The sequence below is a fragment of the Streptomyces sp. NPDC050147 genome (assembly GCF_040660195.1).
Taxonomy (GTDB): Bacteria; Actinomycetota; Actinomycetes; order Streptomycetales; family Streptomycetaceae; genus Streptomyces.
In genome coordinates, this window is sequence record NZ_JBFALJ010000001.1 from 733237 (window position 1) to 749399 (window position 16163).

Annotated in this window: 13 protein-coding genes and 2 tRNA genes; 4 read left to right on the forward strand and 11 right to left on the reverse strand. The window is 71.2% G+C overall.

Features of this window, described 5'->3' with window-relative positions:
• Positions 1-30: 30 nt before the first annotated feature.
• The 4 genes from AB0I94_RS03425 to leuS form a co-directional block, all read right to left on the reverse strand.
• Positions 31-852, reverse strand: coding sequence for a ComEA family DNA-binding protein (locus tag AB0I94_RS03425; protein WP_363307764.1), 822 nt, complete (start codon positions 850-852; stop codon positions 31-33).
• A 1408-nt stretch (positions 853-2260) separates the two neighbouring features.
• On the reverse strand, positions 2261-3106 hold the full coding sequence (locus AB0I94_RS03430) for a DegV family protein (RefSeq protein ID WP_363307663.1): 846 nt from the start codon (positions 3104-3106) through the stop codon (positions 2261-2263).
• 99 nt (positions 3107-3205) lie between these two features.
• The gene (locus tag AB0I94_RS03435; RefSeq protein WP_363307664.1) at positions 3206-3946 is read right to left on the reverse strand and encodes a hypothetical protein; all 741 of its coding nucleotides are present in this window, start codon (positions 3944-3946) and stop codon (positions 3206-3208) included.
• 152 nt (positions 3947-4098) lie between these two features.
• Complete coding sequence (gene leuS / locus AB0I94_RS03440) at positions 4099-7002, reverse strand: leucine--tRNA ligase (RefSeq protein WP_363307665.1); 2904 nt, start codon at positions 7000-7002, stop codon at positions 4099-4101.
• Between the two features lie 567 nt (positions 7003-7569).
• Between leuS and AB0I94_RS03445 the strand changes: the two genes are divergently transcribed.
• Together AB0I94_RS03445 and AB0I94_RS03450 are read left to right on the forward strand one after the other, a co-directional pair.
• Positions 7570-8685 (forward strand): hypothetical protein, encoded by a 1116-nt coding sequence (locus AB0I94_RS03445; protein ID WP_363307666.1) that lies wholly within the window; start codon positions 7570-7572, stop codon positions 8683-8685.
• On the forward strand, positions 8682-10268 hold the full coding sequence (locus tag AB0I94_RS03450; protein WP_363307667.1) for an NADH-ubiquinone oxidoreductase-F iron-sulfur binding region domain-containing protein: 1587 nt from the start codon (positions 8682-8684) through the stop codon (positions 10266-10268). The genes AB0I94_RS03445 and AB0I94_RS03450 overlap by 4 nt, the downstream gene beginning before the upstream one ends.
• A 75-nt stretch (positions 10269-10343) precedes the next feature.
• On the opposite strand, the gene AB0I94_RS03455 is transcribed toward AB0I94_RS03450, so the two are convergent.
• Positions 10344-10416: transfer RNA gene (locus AB0I94_RS03455), tRNA-Ala, on the reverse strand.
• 111 nt (positions 10417-10527) lie between these two features.
• On the opposite strand from AB0I94_RS03455, the gene AB0I94_RS03460 reads away from it, so the two are divergent.
• The gene (locus tag AB0I94_RS03460; RefSeq protein WP_363307668.1) at positions 10528-11760 is read left to right on the forward strand and encodes a glycosyltransferase 87 family protein; all 1233 of its coding nucleotides are present in this window, start codon (positions 10528-10530) and stop codon (positions 11758-11760) included.
• Between the two features lie 13 nt (positions 11761-11773).
• Here AB0I94_RS03460 and AB0I94_RS03465 read toward each other — a convergent pair whose 3' ends face one another.
• The 3 genes from AB0I94_RS03465 to AB0I94_RS03475 all read right to left on the reverse strand — a co-directional run bounded on the left by AB0I94_RS03465 (position 11774) and on the right by AB0I94_RS03475 (position 13767).
• A complete protein-coding gene (locus AB0I94_RS03465) occupies positions 11774-12007 on the reverse strand; it encodes a hypothetical protein (RefSeq protein WP_006137425.1) in 234 nt (77 codons plus the stop codon).
• A 3-nt stretch (positions 12008-12010) separates the two neighbouring features.
• Complete coding sequence (locus AB0I94_RS03470; RefSeq protein ID WP_363307669.1) at positions 12011-12202, reverse strand: hypothetical protein; 192 nt, start codon at positions 12200-12202, stop codon at positions 12011-12013.
• An 86-nt stretch (positions 12203-12288) separates the two neighbouring features.
• Positions 12289-13767, reverse strand: a complete 1479-nt coding sequence (locus AB0I94_RS03475; RefSeq protein ID WP_363307670.1) for an MFS transporter — start codon at positions 13765-13767, stop codon at positions 12289-12291.
• 94 nt (positions 13768-13861) lie between these two features.
• On the opposite strand from AB0I94_RS03475, the gene AB0I94_RS03480 reads away from it, so the two are divergent.
• Positions 13862-14773 carry a helix-turn-helix transcriptional regulator gene (locus AB0I94_RS03480; RefSeq protein WP_363307671.1) on the forward strand — a complete coding sequence of 304 codons (912 nt, stop codon included), beginning with the start codon at positions 13862-13864 and terminating at the stop codon, positions 14771-14773.
• On the opposite strand, the gene AB0I94_RS03485 is transcribed toward AB0I94_RS03480, so the two are convergent.
• The 3 genes from AB0I94_RS03485 to rsfS all read right to left on the reverse strand — a co-directional run bounded on the left by AB0I94_RS03485 (position 14765) and on the right by rsfS (position 16074).
• Positions 14765-14837, reverse strand: a tRNA-Ala gene (locus tag AB0I94_RS03485). The two genes, AB0I94_RS03480 and AB0I94_RS03485, sit on opposite strands and share 9 nt — an antisense overlap.
• A gap of 152 nt (positions 14838-14989) precedes the next feature.
• A complete protein-coding gene (locus AB0I94_RS03490; protein WP_363307672.1) occupies positions 14990-15631 on the reverse strand; it encodes a histidine phosphatase family protein in 642 nt (213 codons plus the stop codon).
• Positions 15628-16074 carry a ribosome silencing factor gene (gene rsfS, locus AB0I94_RS03495; RefSeq protein WP_363307673.1) on the reverse strand — a complete coding sequence of 149 codons (447 nt, stop codon included), beginning with the start codon at positions 16072-16074 and terminating at the stop codon, positions 15628-15630. Before rsfS ends, AB0I94_RS03490 begins: the two co-directional genes overlap by 4 nt.
• Positions 16075-16163 lie beyond the last annotated feature (89 nt).

Genomic DNA, 16163 nt, shown 5'->3' on the forward strand with positions numbered 1-16163 from the left:
CCTGCGCGCCCGTCGCCCGGCTCGGCGCCCTCATGGCCGCACGAGATTCTGCAGGTCGGCATAGCGTTTGTCACCGATTCCATTGACCTCCCGCAGTTCGTCCACCGAGCGGAAACCGCCCTGCTCCGTGCGGTAGTCGATGATGTGCTGGGCCAGCACGGGGCCGACTCCCGGCAGTTCGTCGAGTTGCTCCGCGGTAGCCGTGCTGAGGCTGATCGCGGCGGCAGGACTCGCTCCCGTCGGCCCCGCGGCCGTCCCCGCGCCAGGGGCCGCCGGAGCTGCGGGTGCCGTCGCCGGAGCTCCCACCACCACCTGTTCGCCGTCGATGAGCAGACGGGCACGGTTGAGGCCCTCCGTGTCCACACCGGGACGGACGCCGCCCGCGGCCTTGAGCGCGTCCGCGACCCTGGAACCCGCGGGCATGCGCAGAACGCCCGGGCTGCGGACCTTGCCGCTGACGTCCACGACGATCCGAGCGCCGCTGGAACCGGCCACCGGGCGGCCATCACCACCCGGAGGAGGCGGGGCTCCCGGCGCCGGCGACGGCTCCGCGCCCCGATCGGGCGCCGCTCCGACCACGTCCGGCTCCCGCACCGGCTGCGTCCGGCCCGCCCAGAAGTGCTGGGCGGCGAAGACCGCCGCGACGGCGAGCACCACCAGGAGCGCGACCAGACTCCGCCGCTCAAGACCGCACCGCAGCTGCAGCCACACCGGCAACCGCTCCCGTACGGCAAGTCCCACCCGCCCCGGCAACGGCGGCATCCCCTCACCGTCGGCCGCGGGCTCCGCCCGCTGCTGAGCCCGATGGGGCGCCGATGGCCGGGCCTGCTCCTGAGCCTGCGGCACGGTCACAACGTCCGGCCGCGACGCCGACCGAGGCTGCTGCCACACGGCCTGCGGCAGCGTCATACCCCTCGGCCGCTGCGACGCCGACCGGGGCGCCCGCCCGCCCTGCGCCGTCGGCACCGGCATCGGCTCAACCGGCGTTCGCCGCACGCTCACCGGCGTCGGCGTCCCACCCCTCGGCCGCTGCGACGCCGACCGGGGCCCCCGCCCGCCCTGCGCCGTCGGCACCGGCGTCGGCTCAACCGGCGTTCGCCGCACGCTCACCGGCGTCGGCGTCTCACCCCTCGGCCGCTGCCACGCCGACCGGGGCCCCCGCCCGCCCTGCGCCGTCGGCACCGGCGTCGGCTCAACCGGCGTTCGCCGCACGCTCACCGGCGTCGGCGTCGGCGTCGGCGTCGGGGGATGCCCCCGCACAGCCCGCCGCTCCGACTGCCGGCCCGCGACACCATCCACCTGCCGCACTACCTGCGGCTGAGACAACGACGCCGACTCCAACCCCGGCTGCTCACGCCCCACAGCCTCCTCCAACACCGGCTGCCGCCACCGCGCGGCCTGCGTCGGCAACGGCGGCGCGACGTCCGGCTGCGACAACGCCCGCCTCCGGGGCTTCGCCCCCGACCCCGACCCCGGCCCGACCCCAGCCTCGACCCCGCTCCCGGCCCTGACTCCGGCCTCGACCCCTACGTCAGTCCCAACTCCGGCCTCGGTCCCGATCTCGGTCTCGACCCCGTGCCCGGCCCCCGCCGCCCCCACTCTCACCCCGGGCGCAGCCTCCGCCAGCCCCGGCCCTCTCCGCGACCGCCGCCCAGCCTCCGATCGCGCCGGTGTCCTGGGCCCCAACCCCACCCCCGGCCTCGGCCCGGACTCCGACGACCCCGACCCCGCTGCCGCCTCCCCCTCCGGCCTCGGCTCCCGCTGCAACCCCACCCCAGGGCCCACCTGTGGCTCTGGCTCAACCCCCGATCCCACGCCCGCCCCGGGCCATCCCGCCCCACCCCCCGGCGGCGCACCCGACCTCAACCCCCCACCGTCGCCGCCCCCTTCGGCCCCGGCAGTGAAAAGCAGCTCCGCGCGTTGCCGCAACGCCTGTGCTCGCGATTGCGCCGAGGCGTGTCTGCGTCGGGTCGCCCGCCTGCGGGCATGGCGATATCGCGCGCGGCCGGCTGAAGTAGGGCCGCCTTGGGCGCGACCGGCAAGGGCGCGACCGTCCGACTCGGGGCCTCGCCCCGGTCCGCTCGTCGCGGCAGGTGTCCGTGAAAGTGATCGAAGTGCCATGCCGACGACGCTAGGCACTGCGACGGAACCGAGTTGATCTTGGTCAATTCCCGTGGATTACTCAGGAGTTGTGGATAACTCCGTCACCCACATTTGCTCACCAGGGACTCACCAGGGACTCACCAGGCCCGACCACCACTCACCAGGGCGAGACCACAACCCCCAACAACCCCGGCCCCGTATGCGCCCCGATCACCGCCCCCACTTCGCTCACGTGCAACTCCGCAAGGCCGGGCACCCGGTCCCTGAGACGGTCCGCGAGGGTCGTCGCGCGGTCCGGGGCCGCCAGGTGATGCACCGCGATGTCCACGCGGTTCGAACCGGCCCGCTCGGCCACGATCTCCTCAAGGCGTGCGATCGCCTTGGACGCCGTCCGCACCTTCTCCAGCATCTCGATGCGCCCGCCGTCCAGCTGAAGCAACGGCTTCACGGCAAGGGCCGAGCCCAACAGGGCCTGTGCGGCGCCGATCCGGCCGCCGCGGCGAAGGTAGTCCAATGTGTCGACGTAGAAGTACGCGGACGTGTTCGCCGCCCTCTTCTCCGCCGCGGTCACCGCCTCGTCCACCGATCCGCCCGACTCCGCGGCCTCCGCCGCCGCGAGGGCGCAGAAGCCGAGGGCCATCGCGACCATTCCGGTGTCCACCACTCGCACCGGAACCGGCGCGTCCTTCGCGGCCAGGACCGCCGCGTCGTACGTGCCCGAGAACTCGGCGGACAGATGCAGCGAGACGATGGCCGTCGCACCCGACTCGGCGACCTTGCGATAGGTCTGCGCGAAAACTTCCGGGCTTGGCCGCGAGGTGGTCACGGAGCGCCGTTTCTGCAGCGCCAGAGCGAGCGAGCGGGCGGAGATCTCTGTGCCCTCTTCGAGCGCCTGGTCACCGAGGACCACGGTCAGAGGTACCGACGTGATGCCGTGCCGCTCCATCGTCCGCTGCGGCAGATAGGCCGTTGAATCCGTGACGATCGCGACATGACGGGACATGCGGTGGAGATTACCTGCCTGGACCCGACGGCGGCAGCCCGGCCCCTTGCGGGTCAGTCTGCCAGTCGCGCTCCGGGCGGTGCCAGATCACTCCCTCGATCACGTCGTGCTCTCGGGCTTGGCCTGCTTCTCCCAGGGATAGGTGGGCCGCTCCACCGGCGGCGTGATGGCGGGCCGCGCCGACGTGGACTGTGGCTCCGACGGTTCCGTCCACGTCTGCTCGGCACCCTCGCCCGCCGCGTCCACCGCAGGCTCGGGCGAAGGCCACGCGGCGGGCGTCTGCGGGGGCGCGGGCTCCTTCGTCCAGTGCCGCAGCGCACCCGTCTCCAGATCGATTTGCGAGCTCAGCGAGTCCAGGTCGTCGTCGGCGAACCGGTGGGCCCGGTCGCGCACCACCCATCGCAGCGAGTCCGCCGACTTCGTGATCTGCGCCGTACGCTCCCGCAGCGCCGGGAGACGCGCGGCCAGGGACGTCTTGTCGGGGTCCCGCTCAAGACGCCGGAGCTCGTCGTCCAACTCGTGCCCATGCGCGCTGAGCCGCTCGAAGAGCCCCAGGGACTCCTTCAGCGAGGCGTCTTCGACCACACCCGCCTGCAGGGCGTCCTGCGTGGCCCGCATCGACGTACGCAAGGAGAGGCGCAGCTGGGCCAGTTCGCCGGCCGTACCGACCTGCGCGAAGCTCTTGGCGCGGAGCGTCGTGTCCTCCACCGACCTGCGCGCCTGCGAGATCGTACGGTCCACGCCGCGCTTGGCGGCTCCGACCGCCTTCACCGTCATGTACGCACCAAAGACGACAAACAGCAGGACGAGCAGTGCCACGATCACGCCCACGGCTTCCATGACGCTCCTCTCAGGTCCTGCGGCGAGTTCCGCACCGACTCTTCAACGGTAAACGCAAAGGGCAGGCCGAGGGTTCCGCCGGAACCCCCAACCTGCCCGTAGGGGACTACCCTCATGCCCCCTCGCACGCGCTCAGCACTCAGCACTCAGCGTTACGCCGGAACGATGTTCACCAGCTTCGGTGCCCGAACGATGATCTTGCGGATCCCGGCGCCGTCCAGCGCCGCCAGTACCCTCTCGTCACCCAGGGCCACCTTCTCCAGCTCCTCGTCCGAGATCGACGGGGAGACCTCCAGGCGCGCCTTGACCTTGCCCTTGATCTGCACGACGCAGGTCACGGTCTCGTCCACGACGTACGCGGGGTCGGCCACGGGGAAGTCCTGGTGGACGATCGACTCGGTGTGACCCAGCTTGCGCCACAGTTCCTCGGCGATGTGCGGGGCCAGCGGAGCGATCAGTAGCACCAGGCGCTCGGCGACCGAGCGCGGCAGCGTGCCGCCCTCCTTGGTCAGGTAGTTGTTCAGCTCGGTGATCTTGGCGATGGCGGTGTTGAACCGCATGCCGTCCATGTCCTGGCGCACGCCGTCGATCGCCTTGTGCAGGGCGCGCAGCGTGCCCTCGGCGATGTCGGACTCCGCGACGTCCGCGACCGTGACCTCACCGGTCGACTCGTCGACGAGTCGACGCCACAGCCGCTGCAGCAGACGGTACTGGCCCACCACCGCGCGCGTGTCCCACGGGCGCGAGACGTCCAGCGGGCCCATCGCCATCTCGTACAGGCGCAGGGTGTCGGCGCCGTACTCCGCGCAGATCTCGTCCGGAGTGACGGCGTTCTTCAGGGACTTGCCCATCTTGCCCAGCTCGCGCTTGACCGGCTCACCCTCGAAGAAGTACTGGCCGTCGCGCTCCTCGACCTCGGTCGCCTGGACCGGGAAGCCACGGCTGTCGCGGTACACGTAGGCCTGGATCATGCCCTGGTTGTACAGCTTGTGGAACGGCTCGGAGGACGAGATGTGTCCGAGGTCGAACAGCATCTTCGACCAGAAGCGGGCGTACAGCAGGTGCAGCACCGCGTGCTCGGCGCCGCCCACGTACAGGTCGACGCCGCCGGTCGGCTGTCCCTCGCGCGGGCCCATCCAGTACTGCTCGACGGCCGGGTCGACCAGCTTCTGGTCGTTGCGCGGGTCCAGGTAGCGCAGCTCGTACCAGCACGAGCCCGCCCAGTTGGGCATGGTGTTGGTCTCGCGGCGGTAATTTCGCGGACCGTCGCCCAGGTCCAGGGTGACGTTGACCCAGTCCTCGTTGCGGGACAGCGGCGTCTCCGGAGAGGTGTCCGCGTCGTCCGGGTCGAAGGTGCGCGGGGAGTAGTCCTCGACCTCCGGCAGCTCCAGGGGCAGCATCGACTCGGGCAGCGAGTGGGCGACGCCGTCCTCGTCGTAGACGATCGGGAAGGGCTCGCCCCAGTAGCGCTGGCGGCTGAACAGCCAGTCGCGCAGGCGGAAGTTGACGGTGCCCTCGCCGATGCCGCGGGTGGCCAGCCAGCCGGTGATCCGCGCCTTGGCGCCGACCACGTCCATGCCGTCCAGCGAGACCTCCTCGTTCGAGGAGTTGACCAGCTTCGCCTCGTACGAGGAGAAGGCGCCGTCCCACGTCGAAGGGTCGGTGCCGCGGTCGTCGGCAGGCTCGACCACACAGCGCATCGGCAGGTTGAAGGCGCGCGCGAAGGCGAAGTCACGGCTGTCGTGCGCCGGGACGGCCATGATCGCGCCGGTGCCGTAGCCCATCAGTACGTAGTCGGCGATGAAGACCGGGACCTGCTCGCCGCTGACCGGGTTGGTGGCGTAGACACCGGTGAAGACACCGGTCTTCTCCTTGGCGTCGGCCTGGCGCTCCACGTCGGACTTGGAGGCCGCGAACGCGCGGTACTTGGCGACGGCCTCGGCCGGCGTGGCGTGCCCGCCGGTCCACGTCTCGTGGGTGCCCTCGGGCCAGGCATCGGGGACGACCTTGTCGACCAGCTCGTGCTCGGGCGCCAGAACCATGTAGGTGGCGCCGAACAGGGTGTCCTGGCGGGTGGTGAAGACGGTGATCGCGTCGCCGCCCTCGGTGCCGACGGGGAAGTCGACGCGGGCGCCTTCGGAGCGGCCGATCCAGTTGCGCTGCTGCAGCTTGATGGCCTCGGGCCAGTCCAGCGCGTCCAGGTCGTCAAGCAGGCGGTCCGCGTACGCGGTGATGCGCATGTTCCACTGCCGCAGCTTGGCCTTGAAGACGGGGAAGTTGCCGCGCTCGGAGCGTCCGTCGGCGGTGACCTCCTCGTTCGCCAGGACGGTGCCCAGGCCGGGACACCAGTTGACGGGTGCGTCCGACGCGTACGCCAGGCGGTACCCGCTCAGCACCTCCGCGCGCTCCGCGGCGTCCAGTTCGCTCCACGCGCGCGTGGTGCCGGGAACGGCGCGCTCACCGCTGTCGAACTGGGCGACCAGGTCGGCGATCGGGCGGGCCTTCTGGGCGTCGGTGTCGTACCAGGAGTTGAAGACCTGTACGAAGATCCACTGGGTCCACTTGTAGTAGTCCGGGTCGATCGTCGCGAAGGAGCGACGCTGGTCGTGGCCCAGGCCCAGACCGCGCAGCTGCGCCTTCATGTTCTCCATGTTGGCCTCGGTGGAGGCCCGCGGGTGGGTGCCCGTCTGCACGGCGTACTGCTCGGCGGGCAGCCCGAACGCGTCGAAGCCCAGGGCGTGCAGGACGTTGTGGCCGTTCATCCGCTGGAAGCGCGCGAAGACGTCCGTGGCGATGTAGCCCAGCGGGTGGCCGACGTGCAGGCCCGCCCCGGAGGGGTAGGGGAACATGTCCATGATGAACTTCTTGGGCTTGGCGGCCAGCGCTGCCTCCGCGTCGCCCCGCGCGGCCATGTCCCCGCTCGGGTTCGGCGCCTCGTACGTGCCGTCGGCGTCCCAGAAGTCCTGCCAGCGTGCCTCGATCTCGGCGGCCAGGGCGGCCGTATAGCGGTGCGGTGCTGCCACCTCGGAGGCGGCAGCAGAATTCGTCTCGCTCATGATCCTCAAAGCTCCATCGATCGTCTCTGCCCGCGGAAATGACCGTCCCGGCCAAATGAAAAAGCCCCTCACACAGGAGGGGACGCCGCGCCGATGCCGACCGCGATTTTCCGGCGGTCGGGACTGATCAGCGCGGCCCGCTAAGCAGAAGGCGTACGGCACGCATGGCGTCAGGGTACCGCAGCGCTCGCCCGGCCCGCGACGAGGTTCCACCACGCCGCCCCGCGCCGCTCCCTGGCCCGCGGGAGGGCCGCACCCTGACCTTTGGCCAAGGGTTACTCCGCGTACCGACCACTATCGGGGCAACACCAAGATCGCATCGCTTTTAGATAACGACGCAATAACTCAAACCGCGTACTCGCCGGTATGAGGCCACTTAGCATGCGGCGATCGAGCCATTTCGGAGTCGCCCCCATGAACCCTCTGAATCCTCACCGCAAGAGCGACGCAAACCGCCCCACCCGTGCCAACCGCACCACTCGTGCCAACCGCGCCACCCGGACCAGTCGTAGGAGCCGTTCGTTCGCAGCCTTCCCAGAACCGAGCAGAACCACGCGCGGAGTCCTGATGACTGCCGCACTGCTTCTCATACCCCTGCTCGTGATCCTCGGGAGCGACGCGTTCCGCGCCGCGCTCGACTTCACCACCGGCGTCCTGTCCCTGGTCTCCCTGACCGCCGCCGTCGCCTGGGGCCTGGTCGCCACGGACCGGCTCTTCCTGCACTCCCGTCAGCGACTGCTCGCCCAGGCCGTGCACCGGGCGACCGCCGTCGCCTCCATCGGTTTCCTCCTGCTCCACGTCACCGTCAAACTCGTGCTCGATCACGTGTCGCCGGTCGGCGCTCTCATCCCCTTCGGGCTCGGCTTCTCCGGCAGCGACGGGCTCATCGGCCTCGGCTCGCTCGCCGGGCTCCTCATGGTGGTCACAGGCGTCACCGGGGCCCTGCGCAGCGCTTTCGCCTCACCGGCCCAGGTCGCGTCGCGCTGGCGCGCGCTGCACATGCTCGCCTACCCGGCCTGGTGTTCGGCACTGATTCACGGCCTGTACGCGGGACGCCCTCCCAAGCCATGGGTGATCGTCCTGTACAGCCTCTGCCTGGTCGCCGTCGCGGGTGCGGTCGCGCTGCGTGCGTCCCCGCTCCCGATCAAGCGAAAGGTGGCCGCCCGCATCCTGGCCGTCCTTGAACCGGAGCGCAGGGCGGGCAGTGACGAGCCCGTGCGCCGGGACACCACGGAGTCCCCGCTCCCCGGCACGGCCGCCGCTCCCGGCCGTGCCCCCGAACCCGGACCCGACACCGCCCCGGTGGCCGGCATCGCGGCGGCCTACCGCGTCCTCGCCTCCACCAACCGGCCCACGGAGGTCACGGAGGTCCTGCCGCACATGGAGCCCCCGCCCCGCTGGCCGGCACCCTCCCCGCCGCTCCCCGCCGAGGCCCCTCACATCCCGTACGACACCTCGTACACCTACGACACCCACTCCACGGCGTACGACCCGAAGGACCCCGGCTACCGCTCCCACGACACCGCGTACGACCCGCCCTACGGCGCGGCCCTCAACCCCCCGTACGAGGCCCCGTACCAAGCCCCGTACGACAGTGGCCCCGCCACTGAACCGCTGCCCCACACCTTCCAGGCGCCGAGTTCGGGCGAGCCCTGGAACGCCGCCACCGGAGGCCCCAAGTGAACGCGTCGCTGCCCGACGTCCCCGAAGTCCGAGTCGTCGGACTTCCGCTCCTGACCTCGGGCTTCGACCTGGTCGAGCGCCTCGATCTGGCGATGCACCTGAAGGTGCACGGACCGCTCGAACCCATGGCGGGCGAGTCCCTCGCCTCCCTCTCCGAGGCCATCTCGCTGCGCGGCAGGGGCGGCGCGGGCTTCCCCTTCGCCAAGAAGTTGCGCTCGGTCGCCGACGCGGCGATACGCCGAGGCGTACGCCCCGTGGTCGTCATCAACGGCAGCGAGGACGAACCGGCCTGCCGCAAGGACACCGTCCTGATCAACCGGGCCCCGCACCTCATCCTCGACGGCGCTCTCCTCGCCGCCGAGGCGCTGGGCGCCCGCACGCTCGTCGTGGGCGTCACCCGGGACTCCACCGAGTCCTCGATGCTCGCCGCGCTCGCCGAGCGCGGCCTGACCAACCGGCGCGGATCGAGCATCCGCGCGCGCGTGCAGCGCAATCCGGTGCGCATGGTGACCGGCGAATCGTCCGCCCTGGTGCGTTCGGCGGACGGCGGCCCGCCCATGCCGCCGGGACGCAAGGTGCGCACGTCCGACTCCGGAGTGGGCGGCGCGCCCACTCTGCTGTCCAACGCGGAGACCTTCGCCCAGCTCGCGGTCGCAGCCCGGATCGGCCCCGACCGCTACTGCCGCACCGGCCTGCGGGACGAGCCGGGCACGGTGCTGCTCACCGTCTCCGGGGCCGTCGCCAGACCCATGGTGGTCGAGGTCCCCACGGGAGTGCCCTTGCGGTACGTCCTGCAGCTGGCCGGCGCCCCACCGCTCCCCCAGGGCGTCCTGACGGGCGGCTATCACGGCAAGTGGCTCGACGCCGTCACGGCTCACGACGCGGTCGTCTCACGCGCCTCCCTGGAGGCGTGTGGCGGCGCGCTCGGTGCGGGCGCGATCCTGCCGATCGGCGCCGGGACCTGCCCGCTCGGGGAGGCACTGCATGTGGCGAACTGGCTGGCCGCCGAGAGTTCGGGACAGTGCGGCCCCTGCTATCTCGGCCTTCCCGCGGCGGCCCGCGGACTCGCCGACGTCCTGGACGGCGGCGGTCCCACCGCCTTGGAGGCGCTGCGCGAGGTGACACGGGCCGTGAAACGACGTGGCGCCTGCAAGCATCCCGACGGCACGGCGGCCTTCATCGAGTCCACGATCTCCGCGTTCACGGACGACCTCGCCGCGCACGTTCTCGGCGGTGGCTGCGGCCGCCCCGTGGAGGGCGTCCTGCCGCTCCAGTCGGACACCCCGCAGGCCGAGGCGCCCAGTGGCCGCAGGCTCGCCGTCGACTGGACGCTCTGCCAGGGCCACGGGCTGTGCGCGGACATCATCCCCGAGCTGATCCAGCTGGGCCCCGACGGTTTCCCCGGTGTGGCGGAAGCGTCCGTACCGCGGTACTCCGAAGCGCGTGCCGCACGTGCCGTACGCCGCTGCCCCGCGCTGGCGCTGCGCATCGAGGAGGACCCGTCCGTGCCCTCGCCGCGCACGGCACTGCCGCTCGCGCTCCCGCCTGGCCGTGGCCGCAGGGCGCTCGGCAGCGGACGGTGACGACCCGCTCCTGAAGATCCGGCGAGGCACACGAAAGCGGGCCACCCGATCTGGGTGGCCCGCTCTCATCTGCTGTGGAGCTAAGGAGAATTGAACTCCTGACCTCCTGCATGCCATGCAGGCGCTCTACCAACTGAGCTATAGCCCCTTGCTTGTCCGCCCGGTTCCCCCGGCGGCTCCGCCAACATTACACGGTCCTCCCCGTGCTCCACCAAATCGTTTCCGGTCTGTACGGATACGGCCGGTACTGTCTGCCTTCGTGACCGTGATCGCGCTTGTCGGCGCCCGCCGCCGCTTGCCCCTCGCCGCCGGGGCCTGCCTGCTCTCCTTCACGGTCTTCTGGCTGGCGCAGCGTGCCGCGGACGTCTCGATGATCGACTTGATGGTCTACCGCGCCGAGGGTGAGACCGTGCGCGCGGGCGGCGACCTCTACGCGCTGCGCACCACCGAGGCGCACCTGCCCACCACCTACCCACCCTTCGCCGCCCTGCTGTTCACACCGCTGACGCTCCTGGACACGGCTCAGATGCGCACACTGGCGACGCTGGGAAACCTCCTCCTCCTGGTGGCCTTCGCCCATCTCGCACTCCGCCTCGTCGGGCCTGCCACGGGCACCGGGCACGCGCGCGTGGAGAGCGCCCTGTGGGTGTCCGCGCTCGCGGTCTGGGCGGAGCCGGTCTGGACGACCCTGCGGTACGGCCAGATCAATTTGCTGCTCGCCGTCCTGGTCCTGTGGGATCTGTCCCGCCACCCCGGCCACCGCTGGGCGGGTCTGGGTATCGGCATCGCGGCCGCGATCAAGCTCACTCCCGCCCTCTTCGCGGTGTTCCTGCTGCTCACCGGCGCCGCGGAGGCCGTCCGGCGCGGGCAGTGGCGCGTACCCGTCCGGCACGCGTGCGTGGCGGCTGTTTCCTTCGTCGGCGCGACGCTGCTCGCTGCCGCCGCCCTGCCGTACGACTCACGGCGCTTCTGGACCCGGATGGTCTTCGAGGCGGGCCGGGTCGGGCTTCCCGAGGACACCGCGAACCAGTCTCTGCGGGGGGTACTCGCACGGCTCCTGCACACCGCGGAGCCGGGCCTCTGGTGGGCCGTGGCCGCGGCGGGGGCCGGTGCGCTCGGCCTTGCGGTCGCGGTGCGCGCCGCGCTGCGCGGGGAGCGCGCCCGTGCCGCCGTGAGCTGCGCGGTGACGGCGCTCCTGGTCAGCCCGGTGTCGTGGTCGCACCACTGGGTGTGGTGCGTGCCGCTGGGCCTGCTCGTGTGGACGGAGGCGGTGCGCCGGGGCGGCCGCGCCCGGTGGGCGGCCGTCGGCGCGGTGGGCCTCGTCTTCTGTTCGTACGCCCTGTGGTGGGTCCCGCACGGAGTGGGGCGGCTTGAACTCGACCAGAATTATGGCGAGATGACGCTGTCCGCCCTCTACGTAGGGACCGCTTTCGCGTTCCTGCTGCAAGGGGCCGGACGCCGACTGCGACGAGCCGGACGCCGGACCGTCTGAGGGCCGAGTGGGGTCAGGCCGTGGCGAAGGAGTAGAAGCGCTTGAGCGTGCAGTGTTCGTCGAGCAGCCGGCCATAGATCGGCTCCCCTTCGAGTTCGCGGTACGTCTCGATGGGGTCGCCTTTTATGATCAGCGCCCGCGCGCACTCCTCGCACCAGTACTGGTAGTCCTGGTTGACCGGTTCCATGTCGCGGACGATCGGCGTGCCACTGCCGCACCAGTCGCACTTCCGCCTGTGTGCACCCATCAATCAGCTCCAGCTGCGGCCGCAGGCCGTGCACACGTACGAGACACCGCCGTTGTCGCCGAGAACTTGGGCGACGTGGGACGAACCGCAGGACGGACAGGTGAGAAGAGGGATCGCCGCAAAGGGAGAGGCAGCGCGGCGCGGCGCGGCCACTGCGATGGCGCCGTCGGCCCCATCGAGGATGCTCGCAGGCATCGCTCTCCCTCCCGTCGGGTCACAATCGGTGGTCTGGTGCGGTCCCCTTCCGGCTGTCCGATTCTGCCACGGCCTGAGCGACCCGGTCAGCGACGTGGTCGTACCAGTCCGGACACGGCGCCCAGTGCGGCCGCCCCGGCCAGGGCGTATGCGGACACCATGAGGGCGTCCGCGGATGAATACGCCCCCGGAGCCCCCTGTGACTCAAGCCGGTTGAGGAAAAGTGCGCCATAACACGCGACGCCGATCAGCTGGCCGAGCTGAGCGACCGTCGACAGGAGGCCGCTGGCGTCCGCGGCCTCCTCGGGCCGCACCGTGGAAAGCGCCCGGGTCAGCGTCGGGCTGAACCCCAAGGAGAGGCCCGCCCCTATGCCTACGAAGGCCACATACAGCCACGGTCCGCCCTCCCCGCCGTCCCGGAGCAGCAGTCCCACGGCCACCGCCGAAGCCGCGGTGAGCGCGAACCCGCCAGGGATCAGTGCCCGTTGGAGCGCCCCCGGCCAGCGGCGCCACGTCAGGCCGACGACACCGAAGACCACCGCGGTCGGCGCGAACGTCAGTCCGGCGCGCAGCGCGCTGTAGCCGAGTCCGCCCTGGATGTGCAGCGTGAGCACGAACAAGAAGCCCGCGTTGACCCCCATCACCACGGCGATCCGGAACACAGCGAGACCCATGCCGGGGATGCGCAGGACCCTCGGCGATATCAGCGGCGCACCGCCGCCGCGCGCGAGCCGGGACTCGTACCCGCAGAAGGAGGCGAAGAGCAGCACCGCGGCGCCCAGCGAGAGCCAGGACCACAGCGGCCAGCCCTCCTGCTGACCGAGCACCAGCGGCACGGTGAGCAGCGAGACGGCGGCACCGAGCAGCACGAGCCCCGGCAGATCCAGCCCGCGCGTCCGCCGCCCCTCCCCCGGCTTCCGGGAGGCGTCACGCGGCAGCACACGCGCGGCCACGACCAGCAGGACCACGCCGACCGGCACGTTCACCAGGAACACCGGGCGCCACCCCGTGCCGAACAGGTCGGCGCTGACCAGGACCCCGCCCAGCACCTGCCCCGCGGCGGCCCCGACGGCGAGCACGGCCGAGTACGCTCCGAGCGCCTTCGTCCGCGCCTCCCCGGTGAAGTTGCGCTGGATCAGGCTGAGCACCTGCGGGATGAGCAACGCCGAACCCGCGCCCTGCAACAGCCTGAAGGCGATCAACTCGCCCGTCCCCTGGCTGAGTCCACAGGCGAGCGAGGCGACCACGAAGACCGTGAGGCCCAACAGGTAGACCCGACGGTGCCCGAGGCGGTCGCCGAGCCGCGCACCGGTGATCAGGAGCACGGCGTACGAGATGGTGTATCCGGCGATCACCAGCTGCAACCCGGCGCCGGACGCGCCCAGTTCGGTGCGGATCGTGGGCGCGGCGACATTGACGATGAAGACGTCAAGCAGCGCCATGAACTGCGCGGCGATGACGACGGCGAGCAGCCGCCCGGAGCGGTTGTCAGTGCTGGGGGCTTTACTGGACGCAGAGCTCGAACCAGCGGGATCCGCCGCGGTCGGCGGGGATGTCGTTGTCATGGCACCGAGCATGGCGGCGAGTTGGTACGGGTAACGAGAGCCCGCTGATGCTGGTACTGGCAGCACCTGGCAAGGCTTGGGGCGAGGACCGACCATGGGGGATGTGACGACGATGGGGACGACTCAGCGCCGCAGGCCGGAGCTCGCCGCCTTCCTGCGTGGCCGCAGGGCCAGGGTGACACCGGCCGACGTGGGCATGCCGCCGGGCCTGCGCCGCCGCACGCCCGGCCTGCGCCGCGAGGAGGTCGCCCAGCTCTCCGGAGTCGGCGTCACCTGGTACACGTGGCTGGAGCAGGGCCGCCCGATCAACGCGTCGGCGCAGGTCCTGGACGCCGTGGCGCGTACGCTCCGCCTCGACAAGGCGGAGCGCGAGCACCTGTACCACCTGGCCGAGGTGCCGTACGACCCGGTCCGCAGGACCGTCTCCCCCGCGGCCGTCGGACCGGAGATCCAGGGCATCATCGACGCCCTCGACCCCCACCCGGCGGTGGTCTACAACGAGCGGTACGACATCCTCGCCACCAACCCCGCCTACCGCGATCTCTTCTTCGTCCCGCAGCTTGCGGCCCTCGGAGCTCCGAACGTGCTGTGGACGCTGTTCATCGCGCCCGATCCCGTCTGCCCGCTGGTCTTCCGGGACGAGGAGCTGCCGGTGATGGTGGCGACGCTGCGCAGTTCGTACGGACGGCATGTGGGCGAGCCCGCCTGGGAGGACTTCATAGGCCGCCTGTCCGCCGCGAGCGCACACTTCGCCGAGCTGTGGGAGAGGGGCGACGTGGCGCCGCCGGGACCCCGTGTGAAGACGTTCCGGCACGAGGCGGTCGGAGAGCTGCGGATGACGTCGGTATCGCTGTCCATCAACGGCATGCAGGAGTGCCGGATCGTCGCGTACACCCCGGACGACGAGGAGAGCCGTCGGCGGGCGGCCGAACTTCGCGAGCTCAGGCCACCGGAAGCAGAAGGATCCCGCCCTCTGACGAGGACGGGATCCATATTGTGGAGCTAAGGAGAATTGAACTCCTGACCTCCTGCATGCCATGCAGGCGCTCTACCAACTGAGCTATAGCCCCTCGTGCCACGCGGCGGAGCCGCATGATGTTCCGCCCCGCTCGGCGGGCGAACAAGAAGAACTTTAGCCTGCGACAAGCCGGAATGTGAAATCCGGGTGACGGGCCCTCTCAACCCCTCCGACCAGCGGCTCTCGCACCGGCCCGGCCCAGCGCTAATCGTCGTCGCCGAGCACCGGCTCCGGCAGCGTGCCGGCGTTGTGCTCGAGCAGGCGCCAGCCCCGCGCGCCCTGGCCGAGGACCGACCAGCAGCAGTTGGAGAGCCCGCCGAGGCCCTCCCAGTGGTAGGACTCCAGGCCGAGGAGGCGGCCGATGGTGGTGCGGATCGTGCCGCCGTGGCTGACCACCACGAGCGTGCCATTCTCCGGCAGCTTCTCGGCGTGGCGCAGCACGATCGGCGCGGCACGGTCGGCGACCTCGGTCTCCAGCTCACCGCCGCCGCGGCGCACCGATTCGCCGCGCTTCCACGCGGCGTACTGGTCCCCGAAGCGCGCGATGATCTCGTCGTGCGTCAGGCCCTGCCACTCACCGGCGTACGTCTCCTGGAGACCCTGCTCGTGTGTGACGGGGATGCCGGTGAGGGCCGCGAGCTCGTTCGCCGTGGCTGCCGCCCGCTTCAGGTCGGACGCCACGATGGCGTCCGGCTTCAGCGAGGCGAGCAGCCGGGCGGCGCGCCTGGCCTGCGCGACTCCGGTGTCGGTCAGCTCGATGTCCGTGGAGCCCTGGAAGCGGCGCTCCAGGTTCCAGGCGGTCTGGCCGTGCCGCCACAGGATGATCCGGCAGCCGCGGCTGGTCACCGAAGCTCACCGTCCAGATCGGCTGCCTCCTCCGCGGCGCGCTGCTCGGCGTGCTCGGCGGCCTTGCCGCGGGTCGCGACGGCGTCCGCGGGGAGATCGATCTCGGGGCAGTCCTTCCACAGGCGCTCGAGGGCGTAGAAGACACGCTCCTCGCTGTGCTGGACGTGCACCACGATGTCCACGTAGTCCAGGAGGACCCAGCGGGCTTCGCGGTCGCCCTCGCGGCGCACCGGCTTGACGCCGAGCTCCTTGCTGAGCCGCTCCTCGATCTCGTCGACGATCGACTTGACCTGGCGGTCGTTGGGCGCGGAGGCGAGCAGGAAGGCGTCCGTGATCGACAGCACGTCGCTGACGTCGTACGCGATGATGTCGTGCGCGAGCTTGTCGGCGGCCGATTGCGCGGCGGCCTTGATGAGCTCGATGGAGCGGTCCGTGGCGGTCACAGTTGAGCTTTCCTTCAGATGGTCAAGACACCCCAAGGGTCTCACGGACCGCCGACAGCACTCCCGGCGATCGCCCGATCACCCTGTCT

Coding starts and splice junctions, on each gene's coding strand:
- AB0I94_RS03430 (WP_363307663.1), bottom strand. CDS start 3,106: ATGTCCCGTCATGTCGCGATCGTCACGGATTCAACGGCCTATCTGCCG.
- AB0I94_RS03435 (WP_363307664.1), bottom strand. CDS start 3,946: ATGGAAGCCGTGGGCGTGATCGTGGCACTGCTCGTCCTGCTGTTTGTC.
- leuS (WP_363307665.1), bottom strand. CDS start 7,002: ATGAGCGAGACGAATTCTGCTGCCGCCTCCGAGGTGGCAGCACCGCAC.
- AB0I94_RS03445 (WP_363307666.1), top strand. CDS start 7,570: ATGACTGCCGCACTGCTTCTCATACCCCTGCTCGTGATCCTCGGGAGC.
- AB0I94_RS03465 (WP_006137425.1), bottom strand. CDS start 12,007: ATGGGTGCACACAGGCGGAAGTGCGACTGGTGCGGCAGTGGCACGCCG.
- AB0I94_RS03470 (WP_363307669.1), bottom strand. CDS start 12,202: ATGCCTGCGAGCATCCTCGATGGGGCCGACGGCGCCATCGCAGTGGCC.
- AB0I94_RS03475 (WP_363307670.1), bottom strand. CDS start 13,767: ATGACAACGACATCCCCGCCGACCGCGGCGGATCCCGCTGGTTCGAGC.
- AB0I94_RS03480 (WP_363307671.1), top strand. CDS start 13,862: ATGGGGGATGTGACGACGATGGGGACGACTCAGCGCCGCAGGCCGGAG.